General features: G+C 65.8%; 23 protein-coding genes and 1 tRNA gene. 11 read left to right on the forward strand and 13 right to left on the reverse strand.

All coding sequences use genetic code 11. The features are described from left to right. The first annotated feature begins 8 nt into the window (after nt 1-8). From JKL49_RS05195 to JKL49_RS05205, 3 genes are read left to right on the forward strand one after another with little or no spacing between them, the layout of a single operon-like run. Nucleotides 9-2,426, forward strand: a complete 2,418-nt coding sequence (locus JKL49_RS05195; RefSeq protein WP_215338711.1) for a YbcC family protein — start codon at nt 9-11, stop codon at nt 2,424-2,426. Between the two features lie 3 nt (nt 2,427-2,429). Continuing rightward, entirely contained in the window at nt 2,430-3,335 is a 906-nt protein-coding gene (cysD, locus tag JKL49_RS05200; protein ID WP_215338713.1) for a sulfate adenylyltransferase subunit CysD, read from the forward strand. Nucleotides 3,336-3,337: 2 nt separating this feature from the next. Next, complete coding sequence (locus JKL49_RS05205; RefSeq protein ID WP_215338715.1) at nt 3,338-4,204, forward strand: DUF6671 family protein; 867 nt, start codon at nt 3,338-3,340, stop codon at nt 4,202-4,204. A 338-nt stretch (nt 4,205-4,542) separates the two neighbouring features. On the opposite strand, the gene JKL49_RS05210 is transcribed toward JKL49_RS05205, so the two are convergent. Continuing rightward, nucleotides 4,543-5,310 carry a GIY-YIG nuclease family protein gene (locus tag JKL49_RS05210; protein WP_215338717.1) on the reverse strand — a complete coding sequence of 256 codons (768 nt, stop codon included), beginning with the start codon at nt 5,308-5,310 and terminating at the stop codon, nt 4,543-4,545. A gap of 179 nt (nt 5,311-5,489) precedes the next feature. On the opposite strand from JKL49_RS05210, the gene JKL49_RS05215 reads away from it, so the two are divergent. After that, nucleotides 5,490-5,735 (forward strand): helix-turn-helix transcriptional regulator, encoded by a 246-nt coding sequence (locus JKL49_RS05215; RefSeq protein ID WP_249778173.1) that lies wholly within the window; start codon nt 5,490-5,492, stop codon nt 5,733-5,735. Between the two features lie 270 nt (nt 5,736-6,005). Here JKL49_RS05215 and JKL49_RS05220 read toward each other — a convergent pair whose 3' ends face one another. Together JKL49_RS05220 and JKL49_RS05225 are read right to left on the reverse strand one after the other, a co-directional pair. Continuing rightward, nucleotides 6,006-6,476 carry a DUF5681 domain-containing protein gene (locus tag JKL49_RS05220; RefSeq protein ID WP_215338719.1) on the reverse strand — a complete coding sequence of 157 codons (471 nt, stop codon included), beginning with the start codon at nt 6,474-6,476 and terminating at the stop codon, nt 6,006-6,008. Then, entirely contained in the window at nt 6,460-7,809 is a 1,350-nt protein-coding gene (locus tag JKL49_RS05225) for a site-specific DNA-methyltransferase (protein WP_215338720.1), read from the reverse strand. Before JKL49_RS05225 ends, JKL49_RS05220 begins: the two co-directional genes overlap by 17 nt. Nucleotides 7,810-8,209: 400 nt before the next feature. Between JKL49_RS05225 and JKL49_RS05230 the strand changes: the two genes are divergently transcribed. The 3 genes from JKL49_RS05230 to JKL49_RS05240 are packed head-to-tail and all read left to right on the forward strand — an operon-like array spanning nt 8,210 to nt 10,718. Next, nucleotides 8,210-8,674: a DUF3489 domain-containing protein gene (locus JKL49_RS05230; protein ID WP_215338722.1), complete on the forward strand. Its 465-nt coding sequence runs from the start codon at nt 8,210-8,212 to the stop codon at nt 8,672-8,674. Beyond that, nucleotides 8,671-9,087, forward strand: coding sequence for a DUF2924 domain-containing protein (locus tag JKL49_RS05235; RefSeq protein WP_215338724.1), 417 nt, complete (start codon nt 8,671-8,673; stop codon nt 9,085-9,087). The genes JKL49_RS05230 and JKL49_RS05235 overlap by 4 nt, the downstream gene beginning before the upstream one ends. Further along, nucleotides 9,087-10,718, forward strand: a complete 1,632-nt coding sequence (locus tag JKL49_RS05240) for a recombinase family protein (protein ID WP_215338725.1) — start codon at nt 9,087-9,089, stop codon at nt 10,716-10,718. Before JKL49_RS05235 ends, JKL49_RS05240 begins: the two co-directional genes overlap by 1 nt. Before the next feature lie 392 nt (nt 10,719-11,110). Here the strand turns inward: JKL49_RS05240 and JKL49_RS05245 are convergent. Continuing rightward, a tRNA-Arg gene (locus JKL49_RS05245) sits at nt 11,111-11,187 on the reverse strand. 53 nt (nt 11,188-11,240) lie between these two features. Here JKL49_RS05245 and dctA point away from each other — a divergent pair. Both dctA and JKL49_RS05255 read left to right on the forward strand, forming a co-directional pair. Continuing rightward, nucleotides 11,241-12,542 carry a C4-dicarboxylate transporter DctA gene (gene dctA / locus JKL49_RS05250; protein WP_215338726.1) on the forward strand — a complete coding sequence of 434 codons (1,302 nt, stop codon included), beginning with the start codon at nt 11,241-11,243 and terminating at the stop codon, nt 12,540-12,542. 372 nt (nt 12,543-12,914) lie between these two features. Next, on the forward strand, nt 12,915-14,411 hold the full coding sequence (locus JKL49_RS05255; protein ID WP_215338727.1) for a methyl-accepting chemotaxis protein: 1,497 nt from the start codon (nt 12,915-12,917) through the stop codon (nt 14,409-14,411). 4 nt (nt 14,412-14,415) lie between these two features. Here JKL49_RS05255 and JKL49_RS05260 read toward each other — a convergent pair whose 3' ends face one another. Both JKL49_RS05260 and JKL49_RS05265 read right to left on the reverse strand, forming a co-directional pair. After that, nucleotides 14,416-15,030, reverse strand: a complete 615-nt coding sequence (locus JKL49_RS05260; protein ID WP_215338728.1) for a glutathione S-transferase family protein — start codon at nt 15,028-15,030, stop codon at nt 14,416-14,418. 73 nt (nt 15,031-15,103) lie between these two features. Further along, a complete protein-coding gene (locus JKL49_RS05265) occupies nt 15,104-15,973 on the reverse strand; it encodes an alpha/beta hydrolase family protein (RefSeq protein WP_215338730.1) in 870 nt (289 codons plus the stop codon). 71 nt (nt 15,974-16,044) lie between these two features. Here JKL49_RS05265 and JKL49_RS05270 point away from each other — a divergent pair, with 71 nt between their 5' ends. After that, nucleotides 16,045-16,872, forward strand: coding sequence for an enoyl-CoA hydratase-related protein (locus JKL49_RS05270; protein WP_215338732.1), 828 nt, complete (start codon nt 16,045-16,047; stop codon nt 16,870-16,872). On the opposite strand, the gene JKL49_RS05275 is transcribed toward JKL49_RS05270, so the two are convergent. From JKL49_RS05275 to JKL49_RS05295, 5 genes are all read right to left on the reverse strand, one after another. Beyond that, nucleotides 16,869-17,243 (reverse strand): helix-turn-helix domain-containing protein, encoded by a 375-nt coding sequence (locus JKL49_RS05275; RefSeq protein ID WP_215338734.1) that lies wholly within the window; start codon nt 17,241-17,243, stop codon nt 16,869-16,871. The genes JKL49_RS05270 and JKL49_RS05275 overlap by 4 nt on opposite strands. A 9-nt stretch (nt 17,244-17,252) precedes the next feature. Then, a complete protein-coding gene (locus JKL49_RS05280) occupies nt 17,253-17,504 on the reverse strand; it encodes a type II toxin-antitoxin system RelE family toxin (protein WP_283816620.1) in 252 nt (83 codons plus the stop codon). Between the two features lie 101 nt (nt 17,505-17,605). Further along, complete coding sequence (locus JKL49_RS05285; RefSeq protein WP_215338738.1) at nt 17,606-18,115, reverse strand: CarD family transcriptional regulator; 510 nt, start codon at nt 18,113-18,115, stop codon at nt 17,606-17,608. 279 nt (nt 18,116-18,394) lie between these two features. Then, a complete protein-coding gene (gene fdxA, locus JKL49_RS05290; protein ID WP_215338740.1) occupies nt 18,395-18,736 on the reverse strand; it encodes a ferredoxin FdxA in 342 nt (113 codons plus the stop codon). A 103-nt stretch (nt 18,737-18,839) separates the two neighbouring features. After that, nucleotides 18,840-21,200, reverse strand: coding sequence for a penicillin acylase family protein (locus tag JKL49_RS05295; RefSeq protein ID WP_215338742.1), 2,361 nt, complete (start codon nt 21,198-21,200; stop codon nt 18,840-18,842). Nucleotides 21,201-21,299: 99 nt separating this feature from the next. On the opposite strand from JKL49_RS05295, the gene JKL49_RS05300 reads away from it, so the two are divergent. Beyond that, nucleotides 21,300-21,986, forward strand: coding sequence for a hypothetical protein (locus JKL49_RS05300; RefSeq protein WP_215338744.1), 687 nt, complete (start codon nt 21,300-21,302; stop codon nt 21,984-21,986). Here JKL49_RS05300 and JKL49_RS05305 read toward each other — a convergent pair. Continuing rightward, nucleotides 21,983-22,258: a S4 domain-containing protein gene (locus JKL49_RS05305; RefSeq protein WP_215338746.1), complete on the reverse strand. Its 276-nt coding sequence runs from the start codon at nt 22,256-22,258 to the stop codon at nt 21,983-21,985. The two genes, JKL49_RS05300 and JKL49_RS05305, sit on opposite strands and share 4 nt — an antisense overlap. Further along, a complete protein-coding gene (locus JKL49_RS05310; RefSeq protein WP_215338748.1) occupies nt 22,255-24,780 on the reverse strand; it encodes a helicase-related protein in 2,526 nt (841 codons plus the stop codon). Before JKL49_RS05310 ends, JKL49_RS05305 begins: the two co-directional genes overlap by 4 nt. Between the last annotated feature and the right edge of the window lie 101 nt (nt 24,781-24,881).

A 24,881-nucleotide genomic window follows, 5' to 3' on the forward strand; every position in this document is an offset into this window, starting at 1 on the left:
CCCGACAGATGACGACTTCAGAGACTCTCATCCTGCGTGCCGCCCTGGAACTGGACGCCGCCGCCGATCGCGCCGCCCGCGCGATCCCTCCGGTCTGGCCGCTAGCGTCGAGCGTCGCAGTCAATCCGTTCCTCGGCCAGGCCGATGAGAACCTCGCCACCGTCGGCGCGCGCTTGGCGCGGGTGGCGGGTGTCGCGGTCACCATGCCCCGAAACTGGTACCAGGAGCGGATCGCAAGCGGCGTCATCACTGACGGCGATCTGTCGGAGGCTTTGGCCGGCGCGCTGGAGGCGCCGCGTCCTGCGAGCCTCGCCGCGCTCAAGTCCGCCGCCCATGTGTTGAAACCCACAGCCCGCGCGCTGCCAACGATCGCGGATCTCGCCGCCGAGGTGTCGGGGATCGACTGGCCGGGGTTGATTGCGGAGCGCTTCGGGGCCTGGGCGGCCGGATACTTCGACGAGGGCCAGGCGCTCTGGGCCGCCCCACGCGGACGAGGCGCCTACGCTGCCTGGCGCGCCGTCGCCACCCACGATCTGACGCCCGAGATTGTCGGCCTTGGAGGTTTTGCGACCCGCGTCTCGGATGCCCCGGAAAGTGCGCCAGACGCAGTTGCAGGCGCGGTGAGCCGGATCGCGCTCCCAGCCGAGGCTCTGGAAACCTACTTCCACCAGATGCTGATGACGCTGGGCGGCTGGGCGCAATATGCCCGATATCGACTTTGGCAGGCAGAACTCGGCCGCGGCGCGGACGCGACGATCACCGACTTTCTGGCCATCCGCCTGATCTGGGAAGCTGCTCTGCTCGACCGTTATGAGGACAAGATCGCAGCCCGATGGAAGGCTGTCATCGCCTCGCATTCGACCCCGGTCACACCGACAGCTGACCATGTCGTGGACGCCATCCTGCAGGAAGCGTCTGAACGCGCGGCGCAACGGGCCTTGGCCGACACGCTCGCAGCGCCGGGAAGTGTCGCGACGGGGGGGCGACCTCTGCTCCAGGCCGCGTTCTGTATCGATGTCCGATCCGAGGTGTTCCGGCGGGCGCTGGAATCGGTCAATCCAAATATTCAGACGCTGGGGTTCGCCGGCTTCTTCGGCCTGACAGCCTCACATCGGCGCTTTGCCTCCGACGTTCAGGAACTGCGGCTGCCTGTCTTGCTGAATCCCGGCCTTACCTCCTGCTCGGGCAGGTCGGAGAACGCTGCAGCAGATCAGTCTGCGCGGTTCAAGGCCCGCGCCAAGCGGGCCTGGGGTCGGTTCAAGCTGGCCGCCGTGTCGTCCTTCGCCTTCGTCGAGGCGACGGGACCAATCTATGTCGGCAAGCTTGTGGGCGATGCTTTAGGATTGCATAGCAATCGGGCGCCCAACGATCCTGCGCCACGTCTTGATCCCGCTCTCGACCGCGACTCTCGAACTAAAGCGGCCGCAACGGTGCTGCGGGCCATGTCGCTGACGACCAACTTTGCAAGGCTCGTGCTGCTGGCCGGGCACGGCGCAAACGTCGTCAACAACCCCCATGCAAGCGGACTGCATTGCGGCGCATGTGGCGGATATCCGGGTGACGTAAATGCGCGGCTGCTGGCTGCACTGCTGAACGACGCGGAGGTGCGCAGAGGTCTGGTTCTTGAGGGAATCAAGATTCCGGACGACGCCCTTTTCGTCGGCGCCTTGCACGACACGACGACGGACGCGGTCACGCTCTATGCCGAGGACCTCCCGTCCATTTCCCATGGGCCTGACCTAAGCGCCGCGAGGGCCTGGCTCGCGGCCGCGGGCGATGTCGCGCGGGGCGAGCGGGCCTTGCGTTTGCCTCGGGGGGCGGGGGAGAGCCTTGCCAGGCGCAGCCGCGACTGGGCTGAGGTGCGACCGGAATGGGGGCTGGCAGGCTGCAAGGCGTTTATCGCAGCCCCACGTCGGCGCACGACGGGCAAATCCCTAGAAGGTCGCGCCTTCCTTCATGACTATGACTGGAAGGCTGACAATGACTCCGGCGTTTTGGAGTTGATCCTGACCGCGCCTGTGGTCGTCGCGAGCTGGATCAGCTTGCAGTATTACGGATCGACCGTAGCGCCCGAGGTCTTCGGCGCCGGCAACAAGCTCCTGCACAACGTGACCGGCGGCATCGGCGTCGTTGAGGGCAACGGCGGCGTAATGCGGGCCGGTCTCCCTTGGCAATCGGTCCATGACGGCGAGCGCTACGTCCACGAGCCGCTTCGCCTGTCTGTCTGCATCGAAGCGCCCCGCGAAGCGATGACCGAGATCCTCAGGCGTCACGACGGCGTTCGCGCGCTATTCGACAATCGCTGGCTGCATCTCTTCGCCCTCGATGAGGCCGGCAGGATGGTCTGGCGCTACGCCGGCGATCTCCAATGGACCGCCATGAGCGTCGCGGCCGATCCCGGCATGTCTCTGAAGATGGCGGTCTGACCTATGAAACGCGCCATCTCCCACCTGTCATGGCTGGAATCGGAGGCCATCCACATCCTGCGCGAAGCGGTCGCCGAAGCCAGCAACCCCGTCATGTTGTTCTCTGCGGGCAAGGACTCGACCGTGATGGCGCACCTGGCGATGCGCGCCTTCTATCCGTCCAAGCCGCCGTTCCCACTGCTGCATGTGGACTCGACCTGGGATTTCAGGTCGCTGATCGCGTTCCGTGACGACTTCGCCGCCAAGCATGGCTTCGAGCTCATCGCCCATTCAAATGAGGAAGGGCGCGCGGCGGGCATCAATCCCTTCGACCATGGGGACCGCTATACCCTGATCATGCGGACTGAGCCGCTCAAGACCGCCCTCGACCTTGGCGGCTACGACATTATCTTCGGCGGAGCCCGTCGCGATGAGGAGAAGTCGCGTGCCAAGGAACGCATCATGTCGGTTCGCGGCGCGGGCCACGCCTGGGAGCCGCGCCAGCAGCGACCAGAGCTCTGGCGGCTCTACAATACCCGCTTGGGCAAGGATCAGACGGCCCGGGTCTTTCCGCTCTCCAACTGGACCGAGACGGATATCTGGGCCTACGCGATGCTCCACAAGATTGAACTGGCGCCGCTGTACTACGCCGCGCCACGGCCGGTCGTTCAACGCGGCGGGGCCTTCGTCGTGGTCGACGAGGAGAGCCGCATGCGGTTCCAGCCCGGCGACGAAATCCAGACCAGGACCGTGCGCTTCCGGACGCTCGGCTGCTGGCCGGTCACCGGTGCGGTTGAGTCTGAAGCGACCGATCTCGCCGCGGTCGTCGATGAAACTCTGCGGGCGTCGTCCTCCGAGCGGCAGGGGCGGATCAGCGACGGGGAGGATGGCGGCTCGCTCGAACAGAAAAAGCGAGAGGGCTATTTCTGAACATGACAGCTGACGATCGTCCCTACAAAGACACGATCGCCGTGCTCGCTACGATGCACGACAAGGAGCGCGTGGTCGCGCCAGTCCTAAAGGAAGGGCTGGGGTTGCGGGTCGCTCTGGCGCTCGGCCTGAATACAGACCGGTTCGGCACATTCAGCCGTGATGTCGAGCGGACCGGCTCCCAACTTGATGCGGCCAGGGCCAAGATCGCCGCGGGGTTCGAGTACGCGCCCTATGCTCGAGTGGGTATCGCCAGCGAAGGCAGCTTTGGCCCGCACCCCTATATCCCCTTCCTTGCTTTGGGCCGCGAGCTGGTCCTGCTGATCGATCGTGAGCGCGGCCTCGAACTGACGGGCCACTTTGCGAGCCTCGAGACCAACTATGGCCATGCGGTCGTCTCGGACATGGAAACAGCGGTCGCTTTTGCTGAACGGTCTAGATTTCCCGAACATGGGTTGATCGTCATGGGCTGTGTCGACGAGAAGCCCGCGCCTGATCTCGCCCTGTTCAAGGACGTCATCGACCACGCTGCTCTGGAAATAGCTGTTGGCCAGGTCGTCGCCACATGCGGCGCGGCCTTCGTCGAGGCGGATATGCGCGCCCACCGCAATCCAACGCGGATGCGCGCGATCGAGCGCGCGGCAAGCGACCTGGTTCGCCGGTTTCGCAGTGAATGCCCTGCCTGCAAACACCCCGGATTTGATGTCACCGAACGCATTACGGGTCTGCCTTGCGAATGGTGCGGGGAGCCGACGCATGTGATCCGCGCGGAGGTCTTGACCTGCCAGGCTTGCGACTACCGACAGGAGCGCCAGGCGACTTGCGCCACGACGGCGGACCCGGGGCGCTGCGAGAGCTGCAATCCTTGACCTTGAAGCGGAGCCTAAGCGGGACGGTCGACCTTCGGGTCAAATATCACCTTGCGGTCAGCGGTGAGCGGGTTCTGGCGAATTCCCAACCGATCAAGACTTGCTTCAATTTTTCACCCGACCACACGGAAACTCATGCAGCTTCGGGGCGGCTCCCTGCCTATGGGCGTGGAGATAATCTGGTGACTGCTTAGGTCCGCTTCGGGTCGATTCTCACCGTCGGGTTCTGGGCCGAAACTCTCCGTCGCGGCCGTGGCCCGGCAGGTTTGAACGGCAAGTTTCCGGCGGCGTCTTAACTTCCGCTGTTGGCGCTACGCGGACTTCAGATCGCGTCAGCATCAGTTTTCATTAAGGCCGAAATCCCGTGTGTGGAGGCGCCGTTTCCACAGAGCCTCAATATGCTCAACCTCGGGCCTCAGCAGATCTGGTGATGTGCGCTGAAGGATGCTGAACCGCAGATCCGAGGGCTGGCTAGCCTTAAGCCCAGCATTGCCGCCATGACCGCTGTCGCTATAGCTCATCCAGCGCCCAAGGAGGTTCTCGTGCCCTGCCGCGGAACCCACATACCCGCTCCGGCGGCGGACATCGAAGACGTAGTAGACGCCTCGCCATTCGGCCAGTTTGGCCCGCCAGCTGGCGGGGATGACCCGCAACTGATCCCAGGTCAGCACCAGCTCGTCAGCCGGCGGCATGGACGTCACAAATTGGCTTTCCAGGGTAATCGCGCTAACCGGCAGCCGATTGCGCTCCGCTCGCCGAAACCATGAGCGCTCAGGCGCCGGCCAATCTATCGTGAGCTTCCCCCCCCAAGCGCGCCAAGTGTCCAGAGGCTCCAGGTCCATCGCAACGAGGTCCGTCCCCGCCTCCAGGCCCTTGACGCCCATGGTGGCCAGCTCCTGGAGATCAGGGCGAGCCCAGAATTCCGGACCTGGTATGAGTGAAGTGCCGTTGACCGCAAAGAGGCCTGCAAAGACGGCCGAGCCGGCCTCCAGGCCCGCGAAGGCCGCCACGTGTCGTGCTCGGCTGATCGCGCGGACAGCCATGCCATCCTGGAGGCTTTGGTAGAGGTGGAAGAGATCCGGGCGCTCCGAAATGAGCGACGGCAAGACCCGGCGGACTGCGGCCTCGCGGGGCCTGTGCCGAAGTACAACGACTGAGCCGGGATCCATTCCAGAGCTGGAAAGGAGGAAATTCAACTCCAACCCAGCCGCCGCCTGATCCCCCTCGTACATGGTATAACTGATAAACTCGGCTTCAAGCGCCAGTCAACGCTCTGCCCATGGATATGCGGAGGCTGGTGGGGCGTAACTTGCGCCGATTTCGCGCTGCGGCGGGTCTTACCCAGGAACAGTTGTCCGCGCGTACTGGGTTTCCGCAACAGCACATAAGCGAGATCGAGCGGGGGCATGGAAACCCGACGGTTCTGACGCTCTATGAGATTGGCCTCGCACTCGGCGTAACCCCGGTTGATCTGGTGAGCCCCGACCAAGAGGCCGAGCGTGAATCGCCACCAGCAGTGAGGAAATTTTGAACGCCTAGGGCGGATGCCGTCTTAGACTATTTCTAGCTGAGCAGGGCTGGTCCGGAGTGGCGCGAACGGGGGCTGCAGTCGGTGACCCTGTCCCACAAAGTCGTGGAGAGGGCACCTGGGACGCCGCACGGGTCAAGCTGCCACTGAGCCTGGCTAGCTCGCTTCACGCCCAAGGTGGAATAGGATCGGGCTCGCTTCCCGGGCCCGGATTTCAGACGGCCGGCTCGACTTGAGCAGCCCGTGGCGTTGAAGGCGCCACGGGCCGTAACCTCACCGAACTTTTCGGCGCCGGGAGGCCTCAAGGGCCTTATCTGTGGCTTTGCTCTCGTCCTCGGTTTGAACCTTTTGGTAGAGGTGTGATTTCCCTCTCCGATCCAGGATCTTCTGGGCGCCGTAGATGATGCCCGCCAAGACTTCATCACTGGCATCAAACAGGGGCACGGGCGGCTCAGTCTCCAGGCCAAAATTTTTAATCAGGCTGAAGACCTGCTTTGCGGCAGGGACGTTTCCCTTGGCTCCAGAGTTCGCGAGCCCTTTGAAGATAAGGTCGAGAACGGTGAGGTTCACTAGTTTCCCGTTTTCGACAACAGTGACCACCCTATCCAGGTGTTCCTGCATGCGTTGCTTGAAACCTTTGCGGCCTCGAGGTCTGCCGCTGGGGTTTCCGGATTGTAGCGGCTTGTAGCGGCTATGGACGGGCGGGTTGCCGTAGCCGACAGGCTGATCAGTTGGTTGGGACATTGTCTTCAAGAGCTCCTTCGCGGGATGTTGCTAGTTCATCGAAAGTCTCCCCCGTGGCCCCGAGCACCGCGGGCTTTCCGGTGTAGGCCTGCCAGCGGCGGCAAATAACGTCACAGAACCAAGGGTCCAGTTCGAGGAGACGGGCGCGCCGGCCAGTTTTCTGGGCGGCGATGAGGGTCGTCCCGGATCCCCCGAAGGGGTCCAGGACGATCTCATTTCGTGCGCTGACGTCTTTGATGGCGTCAGCAACCATGGCGACGGGCTTGCAGGTGCTGTGGAGCGCAAGTGTCGCGTCCCGGCCACGCCCGAAGGCGTTCATGCCCGGGTATTCCCAAACGTTCGAGCGCCAGCGGCCCGTCTCGCCTAAGCCGAAATTGTTTCGGTGCGGAGCTGTACCAACTTTGAAGACACCGATCAGTTCGTGGCGACTTCGGTAGAATGTTCCCATCCCGGCGTTGGACTTCGCCCAGACGATCAAGTTCTTCTGCTCGGAGTAGACCGCAGCGGCGGCCGCAACCAAGGTCGGGTAGCCCTTCCAATCCATGCACTGAAAATGGATGGCGCCATCCAAGCTATAAGCGGCCGCGGCGGCCATGGCCTTACGAAGGAATTCTTGGAATTCTTCGTCGCTGAGTTCCCCAGCCGCCGCTACGAATTCACGGCGCTTGATCTTCCCATGGCCCCCTACGTAGCCGTCGATGGGAGTGTTGTAGGGAGGATCCGCGAACACCATTCGGGCGCGCTCGTCGCCCATGAGCATCTCGTAGCTTGAGACGTCACAGGCATCTCCGCAGTGCAGCTTGTGGACTCCCAACAGGAAGACGTCACCGGAGCGGGTGACGATTGGGCCCTGGCCTTCAGGGATGCGGTTGTCTTGTTCGTCCTTCGGCGCCGGCTTGTGTTCGAGAAGGCTGTCCAGTTCTGCCCCATCAAAGCCCGTTAGCTCGAGAGGAGTGTTGAGCTGTAGATTCTCGAGGGATTGAAGCTCAGCCGGGAGCAAATCCTCATGCCAACCAGACTCCATGGCGAGCTTGTTGGCCGCTAGTCGGTAGACACGGATTTCAGCAGGGCTGAGATGCGCAATGCGGATAACCGGGATCTTTGCAAGTCCGAGCTCTTGCGCGATTTCAAACCGACATTGCCCATCGATGATAGTGTTGTCGGGATCGACCGTGATGGCGTCTACAAAGCCACGGCTCAGGATAGAGGCGCGCATCTTCGCGCGCTTTTTGGCGGAGTGTGTGTGTGGGTTGCCCGGATAGAGCTTAAGCAATCCCGTCTCGACGAGATCGATCTTGAGATCCAGGCTCTCGGGAAGCAGCGACGCAGCCAAGGACTGACTAGAGTCCTTCCGACGCGCGGCATCGCCAGCGCGACGCGCATTTCGAATCTGAGGCACACCAATTTCCAGTTTCGGTGGGCTTGGTCTTCCGATCCACAATTGGAACGGAGACCCCTCAGATTCTGTGCCCGTGGTTCAAACGAAGATGAGCGGACCGCGGTCAATCTGTAAAGCGGAATAGTCGGGCGGACCGATCTTTCTAACCATCTATCCGCGGTCACAGAACGGAGGCCGAAGGCTGTAAAGCGGGGATAAGCACTGGACTTCAGTCGCGACCAGAGCGCTCATCACCTTGAAGCTACAGGCAAAAGATCGCGCGACGAATATGCCCGGGTACTCCGGGCTCGCGGCAGTGCCGGGACCATCCCCGCCCGGAAAGCGAGATTCTGACATGACCAAATTTACTAGGATTCAGGCCCAGCTACTCACCCAAGCCGCGGCGACGGAAGGCTTTATCCCTCCCGCAGATACGGCACAGACGACGATCACCTCCCTCATCCGACGGGGCATGCTGATCTCCTTGCCGGGAGCAGACGGGCCAAGCCGTTTGATCATCACTCAGGCGGCCCGCGCCGCGATTGGAGGCGCCGCGGCGCAATCAGCCAACGCGGACGCTGACGAGCCAGCTACTGTGCCCATAGTAAAGGCCCAGACTAAGACTGACTTGGTTGTCACGCTGCTTTCACGCCCTGAAGGCGTGACCATAGAGGACCTCATGCGGGCGACCGGATGGCAGGCCCACTCAGTCCGGGGGGCAATCTCCGGATCGATCAAAAGCGGGAGGGGCCTCGACGTCGTCTCGCAGAAAATCGATGGCCAGCGTGTCTACCGTGTCCTCGTGGACGCCACGACGTGACCAATCCCCTTGCGATAACTGAAGAGGTTCGGGCGCTGGAGCACCTGGACCTCGATGGCCTCAGGCACGCCTGGCGCCGCCGCTATGGCGCGCCGCCAAAGCTCCGCTCAGTGGACCTCCTGGCCAGGCTGCTGGCTTGGCGCATCCAAGCTGAAGCTTTCGGCGGGCTGGATGCCGAGACCCGCCGCAATCTTCGGCGCGCGTCGGCTTCGCCGCGAGACCGGCAACTGTCTGCCGGCTCGCTGATAGTGCGCGAATGGCAAGGCCGACGGCATGAGGTGACCGTGGGCGAGTGCGCCTACCAGTATGAGGGCCAGACCTACCAAAGTCTCTCGGCCGTCGCCCAGGCCATCACCGGGGTTAAGTGGAACGGGCCCCGGTTCTTTGGCCTGCGGGCGGGAAGCCCCACCTGATGGTCAAGACGCTGCGATGCGCCATCTACACTCGAAAATCTTCCGAGGAAGGCCTGGAGCAGGGCTTCAATTCCCTCCATGCTCAGCGTGAGGCGTGCGAGGCCTATGTGCTCTCGCAGGCCGGCGAAGGCTGGCTTCCCATCAAGACCAACTATGACGACGGCGGCTTCTCGGGCGGCTCGATTGATCGGCCGGGCCTGAAGGCTTTGTTGGCCGACATCGAGGCCGGCAGGATCGACGTGGTGGTGGTCTATAAGGTTGATAGGCTGACCCGGTCGCTGACCGACTTTGCCAAGATCGTCGACCGTTTCGACGCCAAAAGCGTCTCGTTCGTCTCGGTGACCCAGGCCTTCAACACCACGAGCAGCATGGGCAGGCTGACCCTCAATGTGCTGCTGTCTTTCGCTCAGTTCGAGCGTGAGGTCACGGGGGAGCGGATCAGGGACAAAATCGCCGCATCCAAGGCCAAGGGGATGTGGATGGGGGGCATGCTGACGTTGGGCTATGACGCCGCCGAGCGGACCCTGAAAATCAACCAGCCAGAGGCCACAATCGTTCGGCAGATATTCGAACGCTACCTTGAACTCGGATCGGTGAATACTCTGGCACGGGAGCTTGAGCAGCAGGGTGTCCGGTCAAAGGCCTGGGTTTCATTGGAAGGCAAGCCGATGGGCGGTCGAGCCATCAGCCGCGGCTCGCTATTTCACCTGCTGCGCAACCGCCTCTATCGCGGTGAGATCGTTCACAAGGACAAGGTATTCCCCGGCCTTCATCCCCCGATCGTGCCTGCCGAACTGTTCGACGCGGTGGGCGCGATGCTGGACCAGAACCACCGCCAGCATCGCGAGCGGCCGACGCGCGCTGGGACGTCCGTACTCACCGGCCGGATCTTTGACGCGTCCGGCCAGCCCATGAGCCCCAGCTTTGGCTATGGCCGGCATGGTGGGCGCTATCGATACTACATCTCGATGCCACTTCAGCTCGGGAAGACCAAGCCCTCCGACGAGGTGATCCGCCGAGTCTCGGCGCCTGCCGTCGAGAGCTACCTTGTCGCTCAGCTCGGCCGGTTAATGGCGCGCGATGATGTCACGCCCGTGGATCTGAAATCCCTGATCCGGCGGGTCGAACTTCGAGCCACCGAGACCCACCTCGTCCTCGATGCCGATCAGCTGTTCGTTGGGCAGCATCCGGCGCTTGCGCAGCAGGCCTTGGAGCGGCTGCTGCAGCCGGACGAGCAACTGCTCTCTGAGCCCGGCTTCCCAAACTCCTTCCGTCTTGTTCTCGCTCAGCGGCTGCAACTGCGGGGGGGCCGGACGTGGATCAACGGATCGCAGGGTGCCGCACCTGCCCAGTCAAGTCTGGGTCTTGTGAACGGCTTGAAGGCGGCGCACGCAGAACTTGCCAGCCTAAAGGCCTCGCCATTGACCGCTAAGGACCAATTGATCGAGGCCGCGGCGCCAGCGAATCTGCACCAGCGCCAACTCAGCCGGCTGGCCTTTCTGGCCCCAGATCTTCAGCAGAGGATTCTGTGCGGCGCCCAGCCCGAGCGGCTCAACCTGCGCATCATTCTGAAGTCCAGGGTCCCGCTCGCATGGGCCGATCAGCGTGCTTGGTTTGAGTCGTACCGATAGCGGTAGAGAGGGTCTTCTCAGTCCTGAAGCGCAACTGGTAAGGTCCCTGATCCTGAGAACTAAATTCCCTGATCAGGTCGCTTCGAATTCCCTGCCCGATTTTATGGTCGCAAAGCGCCCACGCGGAATATCCCCACGCAAACAGCCACTTGCCGTAGGTTTGCCATATCGGGCTTCGCCACCACCCGTGAGACTCCCTGTTAATTTCCCTGTTAGCAGGGAAACCGTCGCGCTTTTTGAGGCCCGGAGACGAGGCCTCGAATTGCGGCCAATTTGGCCTAGTGCCGGCTCCGAAACTCGCTCGCCCGTGACGGATTGAGGCCTGAATAGCTGGGGGAATTCAAACGACAGGGGACTGCTCCGTCCGAAAGAGACTGGTAGCGGAGACTGTCTGGCGGCCCGGGAGGGACTCGAACCCCCGACCTTCGCTTTAGGAAAGCGCTGCTCTATCCTGCTGAGCTACCGGGCCTGACCGGTGGGGTGATAGCGCAAGGGCGCATGGCGGCGAAAGGGAAGATGCGGATGGGGGCTCTACGCTATTTTCGGGTGCTGTATGTGCAGGTCCTAATCGGCATCGCCCTGGGCGTGCTGGTGGGCTGGCTGTGGCCCGAGATCGGCGTGGCGCTGAAGCCGCTGGGCGACGGTTTCATCAAGCTGATCAAGATGGCCATCGCCCCGGTGATCTTCTGCACCATCGCCGCCGGCATGGCCCGCATGAGCGACATCAAGGCCTTCGGCCGGCTGGGCGCCAAGACGCTCATCTATTTTGAAGTGGTCTCGACGGTCGCTCTGGTGATCGGCCTGGTGGTGGGCAAGCTGGTGCATCCTGGCGCGGGCTTCAATGTCGACCCAGCCAGCCTCGATCCCAAGATCGCCGCCGACTATCTGGAGAAGGCCCACCACAGCCCTGACCTCGTCACCTATCTGCTCAACCTGATCCCTGACACCTTCTTCGGGGCCTTCGCCGAGGGTCAACTGCTGCAGGTGCTGGTGATCGCGGTGATCACCGGCCTGGCCTGCACCCGGCTGGGGCCGTTCGGCGACAAGGTGGCCGGCGCCCTGGAGGATATCTCCAAGGTGTTCTTCTCCATCATCGCGGTGGTGGTGCGCCTGGCGCCGATCGGCGCCTTCGGAGCCATGGGCTTCACCATCGGCAAGTACGGGATCGCGGCCCTGGTGAAGCTGGCCGCCCTGGTGGGGACCTTCTACCTCACCAGCCTGCTGTTCGTGCTGGTGGTGCTGGGCCTGATCGCCTGGATGTCCGGGTTCTCGATCCTGAAGTTCCTGGCCTATATCCGCGAGGAACTGCTGATCGTGCTGGGGACCTCGTCCTCGGAGTCGGTGCTGCCGCAGATGATCGACAAGATGCAGCGGCTGGGGGCCGGCAAGACCACGGCGGGCCTGGTGATACCGGCGGGCTACAGCTTCAATCTCGACGGCACCAACATCTACATGACCCTGGCCACCCTGTTCCTGGCCCAGGCCACCAACACCCCCATCACCCTGACCCAGGAGCTGACCCTGCTGGGCGTCGCCATGCTGACCTCGAAGGGGGCCAGTGGCGTCACGGGGGCCGGCTTCATCACGCTGGCCGCCACCCTGGCGGTGATCCCGGATATTCCAATCGCCGCGTTGGCCCTGCTGGTGGGGGTCGACCGGTTCATGAGCGAGTGCCGGGCGCTGACCAATCTGGTGGGCAATGGCGTGGCGACCCTGGTCGTGGCGCGATGGGACGGAGACCTGGATCGCGAGGTTCTGGCGGCGGAACTGGCGCGCGGTCCGCGAACCGTAATCGCCCAACCTGTCCCCGCGCCGGCCGACTGAGCGCGGCCCCCTAAGCTGCTATCTTGCCGATCGCCGTCCAGGGCGGCGTCAACTTTCCGTTCGTCACCAAGACCGCAAGCTCGGTGTCGCCTGCCAAGGCGGAAATCAGTCGGATCAGGGGCATGAGGCCGGCAGTCCTGAAGGCGTGCGTCGCCTGTCGATCGCACGGTGCTCGCCTAAAGCGTGCTTCTCGCATGGCGCAATTAGGCTTTGGTTAACCGCGTCAAAGTGCGCAGGAGCCCGACCCGACGGGCTAGGGGCGATCCTCGGCGTCGCGGCGCCTCGGCCAGACGCCGCAATTAGCGATGCGTTAGAGATTTGGGTGCGAGGGATGTCGCACCTGGTTTGGGTGCTGAAGCGGAGCATATTCGGATGCTGTTTGGTGGTCGTGCGCAAGCCAAGGCGGTTGACGCGCAGCGGGTCCGGGAGCTTGAGGCCCAGATCAATGCCATGGACCGGTCGCAGGCGGTGATCGAGTTCAAGCTGGACGGCACCATTCTCCGGGCGAACGCCAACTTCCTCAAGGCTCTCGGCTATACGGCGGCCGAGGTCGAGGGTCGGCATCACAGCATGTTCGTGCCGGCCGATCAGAAGGACAGCGCGGCCTACCGCGACTTCTGGCGGGATCTGAACAAGGGCGAGTTCATCTCCGCCAAGTTCGAGCGGGTCGGCAAGGGCGGCAAGCCCTGCTGGATCCAAGCCTCCTACAATCCGGTGCTGGACGAGGCCGGACGTCCCTACAAGATCATCAAGTTCGCCACCGACGTGACCGAGGTCGAGCTGGAGCGATCCCGCAACGAGGCGCGCGCCCAAAACGAGGTTGAGCAGAACACCGTGGTCACCGCCCTGGCCGACCGCCTCAAACGGGTGGCCGCCGGCGACCTGACCGCCCACATCGACGCCGGGTTCGAGGGCCGCTACCAGCAGATCAAGGACGACTTCAACCAGGCCATCGAGAGCCTGCGCGAGGCCATGGTCTCCATCGCCGCCTCTACCGGCGGCATCCGCGGCGGCGCCGACGAGATCGCCAGCGCCTCGGATGACCTCTCCCGGCGCACCGAACAGCAGGCCGCCAGCCTGGAGGAGACGGCCGCCGCCCTGGATGAGATCACCGCCACGGTGAGGCGCAGCGCCGAGGGGGCCAAGCAGGCCTCTGGCGCCGCCACCACCGCCAAGGCCGACGCCGAGCGCTCGGGGGAAGTTGTCCGCGAGGCCGTCGCCGCCATGGGAGAGATCGAGCAGAGCTCGGGCAAGATCAGCCAGATCATCGGGGTGATCGACGAGATCGCCTTCCAGACCAATCTGCTGGCGCTCAACGCCGGCGTCGAGGCGGCGCGGGCCGGGGAGGCGGGCCGTGGCTTCGCCGTTGTCGCCTCGGAAGTGCGCGCCCTGGCGCAACGCTCGGCCGACGCGGCCAAGGAGATCAAGACCCTGATCAGCGCCTCGTCGGCCCAGGTGGGGGCGGGCGTGCGCCTAGTGGGCGAGACCGGCGAGGCCCTGGTAGGGATCGTCGCGCGGGTCACCGAGATCGACGGCCTGATCGCCGAGATTGCCCTGTCGTCGCAGGAGCAGGCCACCGGCCTCGCCCAGGTCAACACCGCCGTCAACCAGATGGACCAGGTGACCCAACAGAACGCCGCCATGGTGGAGGAAGCCACCGCGGCGGCCTCCAACCTGCGCGGCGAGGCCGTCGAACTGGCCCGGCTCGTCGAGGGCTTCCAGATCGGCGGGCAGGCCGCGCGGCCGGAACTGGCCCGCGCCGATCGTCACACCCCGGCCCGCAATCCGGTCGCCCAGGGGCAGGTCCGGCTGGCCAAGGCCTTCGGCGGCGGCCGCGCCGCGGCCGCCGATAGCTGGGAAGAGTTCTAGAAGTCTAGGCGGCGCTGCTGGGGCGGGCCTTGACCCGCTCCATCCAACCCTTGACCCACTTGGCCTCTTCGGGGACCGGCTGGCCCACGGTCGCGCCGAAGGTCAGGAAGCCGTAGAGCAGGATGTCGGCCAGGGTGAAGCGGCCGCCGCAGACATAGTCGCCGCTCATCTGGCCATCGAGCCAGAGCAGGCGGTCCTTGGCGATGGCCTTCAGGTCGCTCGCGCCCTCGGCGCCCACCAGCTTCATGCGGCTCTCGAACAGCGGTCGGCCCTCGGCGGCGCGGAAGCCGTTGGCCATGGGCTCGCAGATGTTGAGGTCGATGCGCCGCGTCCACATGCGGGTCTCGGCTCGCTCCTCGGCATTGGCGCCGATCAGCGGGGGGGAGGGGTGGACCTCTTCCAGATACTCGCAGATCGGCAGGATTTCGCAGACCTTGTGGCCATTATCCAGCTCCAGGGCGGGGATCTGGCCGGCGGTATTGATGCTCTCGTTATAGGGGGGCTTGCGGTTCTCGCCGGCCATCAGATCGACCTTCTGGGTCGGGATGGTCATGCCCTTCTCGGCGATGAAGATGCGCACCACGTGCGGATTGGGGCCAATCGAGTCGTAGAGTTTCATGGCGTGTCGCCTCCCTGAAGTCGTTGGCGCGACCTTTTCGGGGGCAGGGTCCGGCGTCAAGCGCGACCCTGCGTCAATCCAGCAGGGATTTGATCTGCGCCTTGATGACGGCCCAGGCCGGCGCCTTGGGATCTATCAGTTCGAAGTGGCCGGCGCCCTTCAGGTTCAGCGCGGTGACCGGGTCGCCCGCGGCCTTGGCAGACGCCGCATAGGCCGCGCCGAAGCGGGGCGGGACGATGGGGTCGAGCTCCCCGGAGATCACCGCCTGGGGCACGCCCAGCGGCAGCATGGCGGCCGGCGAGAGCCCGCCATAGAGATCCTTGGTCTTGCGGAACAGCGCTCCGGTCAGGGCGTCGATGGTGCCCGGTCCGCCGCACGCGTCGGGGCCGGTCTCGCGATAGGCGGCCAGGTCGATGATCCCGGCCAGGCTCACGGCGCCCTTCGGCAGGAAGGGGTTTTCCCCGCGCAGGGGGCTGGCCTTGCTGGCCCACAGCGCCAGATGACCGCCCGCCGAGTGACCGGCGAAGACCACGTTGTTCAGGTCGAGCCGATAGGTCTTGGCTAGTTCGCGGACATGGTCGGCGCCGGCCGCCACGTCGGTGAAGGTGCCGGGCCAGCCGCCGCCATCGTGGCCGATGCGGCGGTATTCCAGGTTCCAGACCGCGACGCCGTCCTTGCGCAGGTCGTCAGACACGTAGTCCATCAGCTCGGTCCCCGGCAGGTCGGCCAGCCAGCAGCCGCCATGGATCATCACCACCAGGGGGTAGGGGCCCTTGCCCTTCGGCAGCCACAGCTCGCCGTACTGCAGCGGCAGGGCGCCGTAGGCGATCCGGACGTCCGCATGGGGCCGCTCGCGGCCCAGCAGGTCGCTGTAACTGATGGGACCGGCGTGGGCGCATCCGGCGACCGTGGCGGCCAGGACCAGGCCCAGAACAGGTTTCATCTCGCACTCCTTGCCCGCCGCCACGTCAGGGGGTGAGGATGCCTGAAAACAAGACTTTAGGGAGAGAGATCATGGCCGACGACCCCATCCTGCTCACCGACGATCCCGCACCCCATGTCCGGCGCATCACCCTCAACCGCCCGGCCAAGCGCAACGCGCTTTCCAACGCCCTGCGAGGGGAGATCTTCGCCGCCCTTGAGGCGGGCGACCGGGACCCCGAGGTGCGGGTGATGATCCTCCGCGGCGCCGGGACCTGCTTCTCTTCAGGCTACGATCTCGCCGGTCTTGGCGAGCTTCCCTACTACACCGCCGGTGGCCAGGGACAGTGGGCCAGGCACGTAGTGGAGGGCTGCTTCCGCATCTGGGACCTCGCCAAGCCGGTGATCGCCCAGGTCCATGGCTGGTGCCTGGCCGGCGGCTCGGAGCTCGCGGTGGCCTGCGACCTGGTCTACGTCGCCGAGGACGCCCAGATCGGCTACCCGGCGGTGCGCACCATGAGCCCGCCCGACAACCAGTACCACGCCTGGTTCATGGGCATGCGCGCGGCCATGGAGCTGATGCTGACCGGCGATTCGGTGAGTGGGCTAGAGGCCGTCCGCCTGGGCTTCGCCAACCGCGCCCATCCAGTCGGCGAGCTGGAAGCCGAGGTGCTGGCCATGGCGCAGCGGATCGCCAAGGTCGACCCAGAACTGGCCCAGCTCAACAAGCGCCTGGTCCACCGGCAGATGGAGGCCATGGGCCTGCGCGCGGGTCTGCGGGCCGGCACCGACCTCCACGCCCTGGGTTGGCACACGCCCGCCAGCCGCGACTACATGGCCCAGATGCGCCAGGGGGTGACCCAGGCGCTCACCGCCCGGGACCAAACCTTCGGCGACTATCGTACCGGTGGGGAGAGCTAGATCAGGTCGTCGATCGTTACGCCCAGCGCCGTGGCGATGACCCGGAGGGTCTCGGCCTGACCGACCCGTTTGCCGGTCTCGATCTGAGAGAGGTAGGCCTGGGACAGCGATGTGGTGTCCGCGAGGTCGCTCAACGTCAGGCCGCGATGCTGGCGCCACACCCGGATCGGGCTCTCGCCCTGCAGGATGCGATCCACCACGGCGGCGGGCACCAGTTCATCCTCGCCCGTGGCCAGCCGCGCCTTGGCTTGGTCATAGATTGCGACATCGGCGTGATCTTCCGCCGCGGCGACCAGCCGGTCGAAATCTTCGCGCGGCAGGACGACCATCTCTTCGCCGCCGGGGGTCGTGAAGGTGGTGATCTGGTTCATGGCTCACTCCTAGTCATAGACGCCGCCGCGAGGTCCGATGGCGAGAATGGCCAGGACCACGCCATCGTCGTCGAAGATCACCCGCCAGTCCCCAACCCGCAGACGAAATCCGGTCCGGCCCTTCAGTCGGGTGACGTTGTTGGCCAGGGACTCCGGGTGGGAAGCGTACTGGTCGATCTTGGCGCGTATCGTCGCGGCGGTATTGGCCGGCATACGCCGAAGCGCCTGCAGAGCCGCCTTGCTAAACGCAACCTCTCTCATTACGTCAGTATAGCAAATTGCTACAAGATCTCAATCGCGCAAACGAAGACGCCCGGCCGTTGGGGGCCGGGCGTCTCGAAGATCAGCGGTGATCGGCGCCCTTAGGCGGCGACGGCCTTGATCAGGTTCTTGTTGAGGATGCCGATGGCGGCGTCGCGGTCGATCTGTTCGATCGCGGCGACTTCACGGGCCATGCGGTCCAGGGCCGACTCATAGAGCTGGCGTTCGGAATAGGACTGTTCCGGCTGGTTTTCGGCGCGGTGCAGGTCACGGACGACCTCGGCGATGGAGATCAGGTCGCCGGAATTGATCTTGGCTTCGTATTCCTGGGCGCGACGCGACCACATGGTGCGCTTCACGCGGGCGCGGCCCTTCAGGGTGGTGAGCGCCTGGGTGACGACATTGCCCTCGGCCAGCGAACGCAGGCCAGCGGTGCGGGCCTTTGCGGTCGGGACGCGCAGGGTCATTTTCTCGTGGTCGAAGGTGATGACATAAACTTCGAGCGAGTAGCCGGCCACTTCCTGAGTTTCGATCCCCTGTACCTGACCCACCCCGTGGGCGGGATAGACGACATGATCGCCAACCGAGAAATCCAGACCAGTCTTGCTCATCAGCTAAGTCCCTTCGACCTCGTCCGATCCCGTCGACGCATCCAGGTTTTCCGAAGCTCAGGGCGAAAGATGTCCCTCCGCAAAAGTGCGGCGGACAACATTCTTGAGAACGGAATAGACCTCTAGGACACCCTTCGCCTGTTCAAGGCGTATGCGGCCGGGGACGGCTCTTCTGCAGAAAAGACGTGGCGGGCGCGAAACGCTTCTCGCCACGTCATTGTCACCCTAGCATAAAAATCAGCCGAAAGAAAGGCTTGCACCCCTGGCGCGAGGCGGGGCTCAGGAGCCGCGGCCGGGCTTTTCGCTGAAATACTTCTCGAACTTGTCGGTCTCGCGCTCGAAGGCTTCGGCGTCAGCGGGCGGCTCGCCCTTGACTGTGATGTTGGGCCAGATCTTGGCGTAGTCGGTGTTGATCTTCAGCCACTTGGAGTCGGGCGTGTCCTCGGTGTCGGGCTTGATGGCGTCCACCGGGCACTCGGGTTCGCAGACGCCGCAGTCGATGCATTCGTCCGGATTGATCGCCAGGAAGTTCTCGCCCTCGTAGAAGCAGTCCACCGGACACACCTCCACGCAGTCCATGAACTTACATTTGATGCAGGCGTCGGTGACGATGTAGGTCATCGCGGAACTGGAACTCCGGCAGGTCTAGGCGGCGGGTTTTCCCGGTCGCGACCCCAATTGTCAATGCCGCCGGCCCGCAGGATATCTGAGGACGCCGATAGGCTCATGGCGCAGGCGTCAGCGTGATGACCGTTTCCGTCGCGGCCTCCACCGCCTGTCGCGAATAGACCAGCGGCACGTACTGCCCCTTCACCCACTTGGGAAACAGGTCGCGATAGTGCGGGCTCTCCGGATTGCCCGACTGGCCCGGGGTGTTGATGGTCATGCTGTTGTCCCAGGCGCCGACGTCGAGGACCATGCGGAAGGAGGCCCCCGCCACGACCCGGAAGTCGTCGGGCCGCCAGGTCGCCGCCATGGGCGACAGGCTGGTCCCGCCCATCGGGGTCGGGCCGGCCGCCAGCAACGGCTGGGTCGCTGCATCGGCCAGCGGGGTCAGGGCGTGCTCCAGGCGCGCGTGGTGGAGCTTGCCCCAGGCCCAGGTCTTGGGGTCAGGGCCCAGCCGTGCGGAGACCTCGTCATAGGCCGCCGTCAGGCTCGCCTTCAACACCGCGTCGCGGGCCTCGGCCGGCAGGGTGGCGTCGGGGTTTTCCAGCAGCTCCATGACCGCGGCCAGGTCGCCATTGCCGATGACGCCCTGGACGTCCTTGGGCGTCGTGGCGGCCACCACGGCGCGGCCCAGATGCTTGCCGGTCCAGACCTCGAACAGGGCCGCGCCGGCGCTGCCCTCGGAGGTGCGGTGATCCCAGCCCCGCAGCAGGGCGAGCGCACGGGTCAGCTTCGGATCATCGGTCTTCAGCGGAGCCAGCACGGCGATCAACCGGCGCGAGGTGATGTCGTAGGGATCGGTCTGCAGAGCCATGGCGTCGGCCACGGTCAGCTTGGGCTTGGCGGCCAGCACCTCGTCCACCCGCAGGAACCGGGCGGGGTTCGACCACTCGAACCCCACCTTGCGCTCGGCCACCGGATAGTCCGCCGGCAGGTTCATCTGGTTGGCCGAGGCGAACCAGCCCTGCCTGGGATCAGCCTCGCTGGGCAGCTGGTCAGGCGTCAGGAAGCCCTTCCACTCATAGCGCCCGTCGCCCGGCACCGGCATCAGCCCGTCCCAGTTGGGCCGCGCCGGGACCATGCCGGCCGCCACCCAGCCGATGTGGCCAGAGGTGTCGGCATAGGCCTGATTCTCGGAGGGCGCCCCCCAGCCGGCCAAGGCCGCCTTGAAGCCCGCCCAATCCTGGGCCTGCATGTAGCCGGTGGAGCCGAAATAGGCCGAGGTCCCCGGCTGGCTCCAGACCGTGCGGATGGCGAAGGCCTTGCCGCCCTCCGTCTTCAGCACCGGGCCATGGCGGGTGAAGCGCAGCTCCACAGGGCGGGGGACCGCCTCCCCCTTTACGGGGATGACGTCCTTGACCACGGTCATGGGCTCCCAGCCGTCGCCATAGCGGTACTGGTCGGGATCGCTGGGCTTGGTCTCGTAAACGTAGAGGTCTTCCTGATCGACCGGGAAGATGGTCAGGCCAAAGGCGATCTTGTCGTTGTGGCCGATGGAGACCCCGGGCAGGGCGGGCTCGCCGGCTCCGATCACCGAGAAGCCCGGGGCGTTCAGGTGCACGATGTAACGCAGGCCCGGCGCGCCATGCTCGCGGTGCGGATCGTTGGCCAGGATCGGTCGCCCCGTGGCGGTGCGGGATCCCGAGACCGTCCAGTTGTTCGACCCGATCGCCTCGGGCGGAACCTCCAGGGCGGCGCGCTGCTCGGGCGGGCCCGAGAACTTCACCCCGGCCCCGGCCAACTGGTAGTCGGCCAGGACGTCGGCGGGGATAGAACAGGGATCCAGGCCGTCGGGGACCTTCGTCGTCCACTTCGGCTCGATGAAGCGGTAGAGGCGGGCGGCGGGCAGGCCAGCCTTGCAGGCGATCTGGGCGCGGCCGACCTCGTTGGGGACGTTGCGGGTCAGGCCGTGGCTGCGGATGCGCACCACGTCTTCGGCGCTCCAGCGGTCGGGGGTCGAGCCGGCGATCCTGAACTCCAGGGGCAGGGGCCGCTTGCCGGATGCGATTTCGCCGACGAAGGCGTTGACCCCAGCCACCCAGGCGGTGGTGTTGTCCTGCGCGCCTGGCCCATAGGCCGCCCACTCCTTGGCCATGTCGCCGCGATAGAGGAATAGCCGCGCCGCGCGGTCCTGGGCCACATAGGTCGGTCCGAAGTCCTTGGAGAGCAGGCCCAGACCTCGCTTGCGCCACAGGTCGATCTGCCAGAGCCGGTCGCGGGCGACGTTGTAGCCCTGCAGGAAGAAGGCGTCGCGGACGCTGCCGGCATAGATGTGCGCGATGCCCCAGGTGTCGACCCGGATCTCCGCCGGCGCGGCCAGGCCCACGACGCTGCGGCTTTCCTGGGCAGGGGCGGCGAGCGCGCTCAGGCTGGCGAGGCTGAGCAGCGCTCCCAGAAGCGGGGCGACGATCTTGGGCATGGGGTTCTCCGGGGCCGGATTACCAGGCTAGGGCAATATGGGCTGCATCGACAATGGAAGCCTGCGGGCTAAGCTCGCGCCTATCCTGAGGGGGAAGCCATGGAAAGCCGATCGCACCGCGTCTGGGCGGGCCTCACAGTCGTGACCGGTCTCGCCACCGTGGCCATCACCGTCGCCTTCCAACGGCTGCCGGAGGTGGCCACCGCCGGGGCGTGCTGGGCGCCGGGCAAGGTGGTGGACTTCGAGCTGGCCCGCACCCTGGCCGACCTGCTGAAGGTGTTCGGCGCGCCGGGCGACACCTGTCGCGCGCCGATCGTCATCGCCATGGATGCGGTGAACCACTTCGACGTGAAGGCCTATATCCCCAGCTACACAGCCTTCGAGATCTGCGCGGCGATGTTCCTGGGCTTGAGCTTCCGCAAGCCCCTGGTGCTGGCCGCCATCGGCGTGGCCTTGGCGGCCCTGGCTGGCGACTACCTGGAAACCGTCACCCTGCTGCGGATCACCCAGAACCCCGAGGGCTCAGTCCAGCTGCTCGCCTGGTCCACCGCCGGCGCCTGGATCAAGTTCGCCGGGCTGGCGCTCAACGCGTTCCTACTGTCGCGCATCTGCATAGCCTCAGATACCCGCCGGCCGATCCTGGCCCTGCTGCTGCTGTTGCCGATGGTGGGTACGGCCTTTGCGGCCATCGACAACAGCCGCGCCAACCTGATGACCTTCGCCCTGATCCTGAGCTGGACGCCGGTCCTGCTGGCGGCGGCGCGCGATCTGGTGCGGAGGAGCTAACCCAGGGTCGCATACAGCCCCCGCGCCTCGGCCGGCGGTCCCCGGCGTTCGCCGAGCTCTTCCACCGCCACGGCGATCAGCTTGCCGCTGACAGCGAAGACCAGCTGATCCCCCACCTTCAGGGGCCGCGCGCACTTGTCGATGCGGGTCTCGGCGCCGGCGCGGGTCAGGCGGACCTTGCCCTCGTCCAGGAACTTGGCGGCCAGAGAGCGGGTCTTGAAGAACCTCGCCCGCCACAGCCAGACATCGGCGCGGCAGCCCGTCTCGCTCATGGATTGGCGGCCTTCGCTTTACGGCGGCGGCGGGGCCGGCGGGCGGGGACAGGCTTGTCCTTCAGGGCGGCCAGCGCCGAGAAGGGCGAGCTCGGGGAGGGCGCGCTGGGCTTGACCGTGGGCGCCTCGCCGCGCCGACGCCAGACCATGTCCTCGCCGGGCTTTTCCTTGGTGGTCGGCGCGAAGCCCAGCGCCCGCAGAATCTCTTTGGTCTCCTGCGCACTCCAGCCCAGCCCCTCGCGGTCGGCATCGGTGAGCTGGCCAGGCTTTCCGGCCCGCATCAGGTCGTCCATCCGCTCCAGGGCCTCGACCGGTACTGCCAGGCGACCGACGGCGCGCAGCCCGAAGGCGGCGAGCGCGGTGGCGGCAGGGGCGGGATCGGGCAGGCGGCTGATGGCCTGGGTCGGCGGGCGCCAGGCGCGGTCGGCGAAGCCCTGGACGAAGCTCAGCGCGTCAGGCCGCAGCATGGCCGGCAGGTAAAGGCTGAAATGGCCCAGCCGGATGCCCAGCCCCTTCAGCGCCCGGCGCTCCACCTGGCTCAGCGCCTTGGCCTCCGCGCGGACCGGCGTGCGGTCCAGGACCCCGCCGGCTTCGATCAGCCGATAGGCGAGGCCGCGGGCCAGGCCCTTGATCTTTCCCTCCGCCATGCCGGTCTCGAGTTTTCGCAACGCCCCCAGCCGGCGAACGGCCTCGGCGGCGAGGAAGGCCTCCAGCCGCCGGGTGGCGCGCTCGCGGGCGGCGGGATTGCCCAGCTCTCCCAGTAGCCGTACGCGCGGCGCGAAGGGCGAGCCGCCGGAAATGGCGCCCGCCGCCTGGCCGCGCCACAGGACCATACCGTCCGGCGTCAGGCTGAAGGCGCCGTCCGCCTCACCGGCCAATTGGCCCAGCCGCTTGTTGATCTCCGGTCCGACCGCCATCGTGGCCGCGGCACGCAGGGCCTTTTCTTCCAGGATCGAGGCGCCGTGCTCGGCCTCGAAGGTCACGCCCCGCAGCTTGCCGACATAGTGGCCCTCGACGGTGACCGTGCCGTCCTCTGCGACGCCCGCCAGCATGTCCTCGCGCACCCGCAGACCCCGCATCAGGGCGCTGGTCCGGCGGTCCACGAAGCGGGCCATCAGCTTCTCGTGCAGGGTGTCGGAGAGCTTGTCCTCCAGCAACCGGGTCTTGGCCTGCCAGGCGCCAGCGTCTGTCAGCCAATCGGGGCGGTTGGCGACATAGGCCAGGGTTCGCACGCTGGCCAGACGGGCCGACAGGGTGTCGATCTCCCCGTCGTTGCGGTCCAGGTGCCGGTACTGGCCGGCGATCCAGTCCTCCGGAATCCGCCGGTTGCGGCTGGTGAGATATTCGAAGAAGTCCCGCGTCAGCCGCAGGTGCTCTTCGTGGCCCACCTTGCGGAAATCCGGGGTCTGGCAGACGTCCCACAGCCGCGCCAGCGAGGGCTTGTCGCGGGCCCGGTCGGCGATGTCGGGATCTGCGGCCAGCTGGCGCAGGGTCACCTCGTCCAGGCTCTCGGCCGAGGCCTTCAGCACGTCGAAGGTCGGCGGCGCGGCCAGCGACGTCATCAGGTTGGCCAGGGATGAGAAGTCGAGCTTGGCGTTGCGCCATTCAGCGGCCGCCACCGGCTGGAACAGGTGCTCCTGCACGGCGTCCACCAGATCGGCGTCCATGTCCTCGCACTCGCCGGTGACGCCGAAGGTGCCGTCGGTGCGGAAGCGCCCGGCCCGGCCGGCGATCTGGCCCACCTCCTGCGGGTGCAGGAACCGTGTCCGCTTGCCGTCGAACTTGCGCAGGCCGGCGAAGGCCACATGGTCGACGTCCATGTTCAGGCCCATGCCAATGGCGTCGGTGGCCACCAGGAAGTCGACCTCGCCCGACTGATAGAGGGCCACCTGGGCGTTGCGGGTGCGGGGGCTCAGCGACCCCATGACCACGGCGGCCCCGCCGCGCTGGCGGCGGATCAGCTCGGCGATGGCGTAGACTTGGTCGGCGGAGAAGGCGACGACGGCCGAGCGGCGCGGCAGGCGGGTCAGCTTCTTCGGCCCCGCATAGGTCAGGCTGGAGAACCGCTCGCGGGTGACGATCTCGGCGCTTGGCAGCAGGCGGCGGATCAGCGGCGCCATGGTGCCGGCGCCCATCAGCATGGTCTCGTAGGTTCCCCGCGCGTGCAGCAGGCGGTGGGTGAAGACGTGGCCGCGCTCCGGGTCGGCGCAGAGCTGGATCTCGTCCACCGCCAGGAACTCCACCTCGCGCGACAGCGGCATGGCCTCGACGGTGCAGACGAAATAGACGGCCCGCGGCGGGACGATCTTCTCCTCGCCGGTGATCAGGGCCACGCAGCGGGCGCCGCGCGCCTTGACGATACGGTCGTAGATCTCCCGGGCCAGCAGCCGCAGCGGCAGACCGATCATGCCCGAGGCGTGCCCCAGCATCCGCTCGACGGCGAGGTGGGTCTTGCCGGTGTTTGTCGGCCCCAACACCGCCACTAACCTTGGCGGAGGCGCGCCGGTCGGGCGGTGACTCATGATCCCAAGTTGGGGTGGGAATCATGACGGGGCAAGCGGCGCCGGTGCGTCTGCGACATGAAAGCCGCATTCCGCCTCTCCCCCGGGCTTTTCGGGGGGAG

The sequence above is a fragment of the Phenylobacterium glaciei genome (assembly GCF_016772415.1).
Lineage (GTDB): Bacteria > Pseudomonadota > Alphaproteobacteria > Caulobacterales > Caulobacteraceae > Phenylobacterium > Phenylobacterium glaciei.

Coding starts and splice junctions, on each gene's coding strand:
- JKL49_RS05195 (WP_215338711.1), top strand. CDS start 9: ATGACGACTTCAGAGACTCTCATCCTGCGTGCCGCCCTGGAACTGGAC.
- cysD (WP_215338713.1), top strand. CDS start 2,430: ATGAAACGCGCCATCTCCCACCTGTCATGGCTGGAATCGGAGGCCATC.
- JKL49_RS05205 (WP_215338715.1), top strand. CDS start 3,338: ATGACAGCTGACGATCGTCCCTACAAAGACACGATCGCCGTGCTCGCT.
- JKL49_RS05215 (WP_249778173.1), top strand. CDS start 5,490: ATGCGGAGGCTGGTGGGGCGTAACTTGCGCCGATTTCGCGCTGCGGCG.
- JKL49_RS05220 (WP_215338719.1), bottom strand. CDS start 6,476: ATGTCCCAACCAACTGATCAGCCTGTCGGCTACGGCAACCCGCCCGTC.
- JKL49_RS05230 (WP_215338722.1), top strand. CDS start 8,210: ATGACCAAATTTACTAGGATTCAGGCCCAGCTACTCACCCAAGCCGCG.
- JKL49_RS05240 (WP_215338725.1), top strand. CDS start 9,087: ATGGTCAAGACGCTGCGATGCGCCATCTACACTCGAAAATCTTCCGAG.
- dctA (WP_215338726.1), top strand. CDS start 11,241: ATGGGGGCTCTACGCTATTTTCGGGTGCTGTATGTGCAGGTCCTAATC.
- JKL49_RS05255 (WP_215338727.1), top strand. CDS start 12,915: ATGCTGTTTGGTGGTCGTGCGCAAGCCAAGGCGGTTGACGCGCAGCGG.
- JKL49_RS05260 (WP_215338728.1), bottom strand. CDS start 15,030: ATGAAACTCTACGACTCGATTGGCCCCAATCCGCACGTGGTGCGCATC.
- JKL49_RS05265 (WP_215338730.1), bottom strand. CDS start 15,973: ATGAAACCTGTTCTGGGCCTGGTCCTGGCCGCCACGGTCGCCGGATGC.
- JKL49_RS05270 (WP_215338732.1), top strand. CDS start 16,045: ATGGCCGACGACCCCATCCTGCTCACCGACGATCCCGCACCCCATGTC.
- JKL49_RS05275 (WP_215338734.1), bottom strand. CDS start 17,243: ATGAACCAGATCACCACCTTCACGACCCCCGGCGGCGAAGAGATGGTC.
- JKL49_RS05280 (WP_283816620.1), bottom strand. CDS start 17,504: ATGAGAGAGGTTGCGTTTAGCAAGGCGGCTCTGCAGGCGCTTCGGCGT.
- JKL49_RS05285 (WP_215338738.1), bottom strand. CDS start 18,115: ATGAGCAAGACTGGTCTGGATTTCTCGGTTGGCGATCATGTCGTCTAT.
- fdxA (WP_215338740.1), bottom strand. CDS start 18,736: ATGACCTACATCGTCACCGACGCCTGCATCAAATGTAAGTTCATGGAC.
- JKL49_RS05295 (WP_215338742.1), bottom strand. CDS start 21,200: ATGCCCAAGATCGTCGCCCCGCTTCTGGGAGCGCTGCTCAGCCTCGCC.
- JKL49_RS05300 (WP_215338744.1), top strand. CDS start 21,300: ATGGAAAGCCGATCGCACCGCGTCTGGGCGGGCCTCACAGTCGTGACC.
- JKL49_RS05305 (WP_215338746.1), bottom strand. CDS start 22,258: ATGAGCGAGACGGGCTGCCGCGCCGATGTCTGGCTGTGGCGGGCGAGG.
- JKL49_RS05310 (WP_215338748.1), bottom strand. CDS start 24,780: ATGAGTCACCGCCCGACCGGCGCGCCTCCGCCAAGGTTAGTGGCGGTG.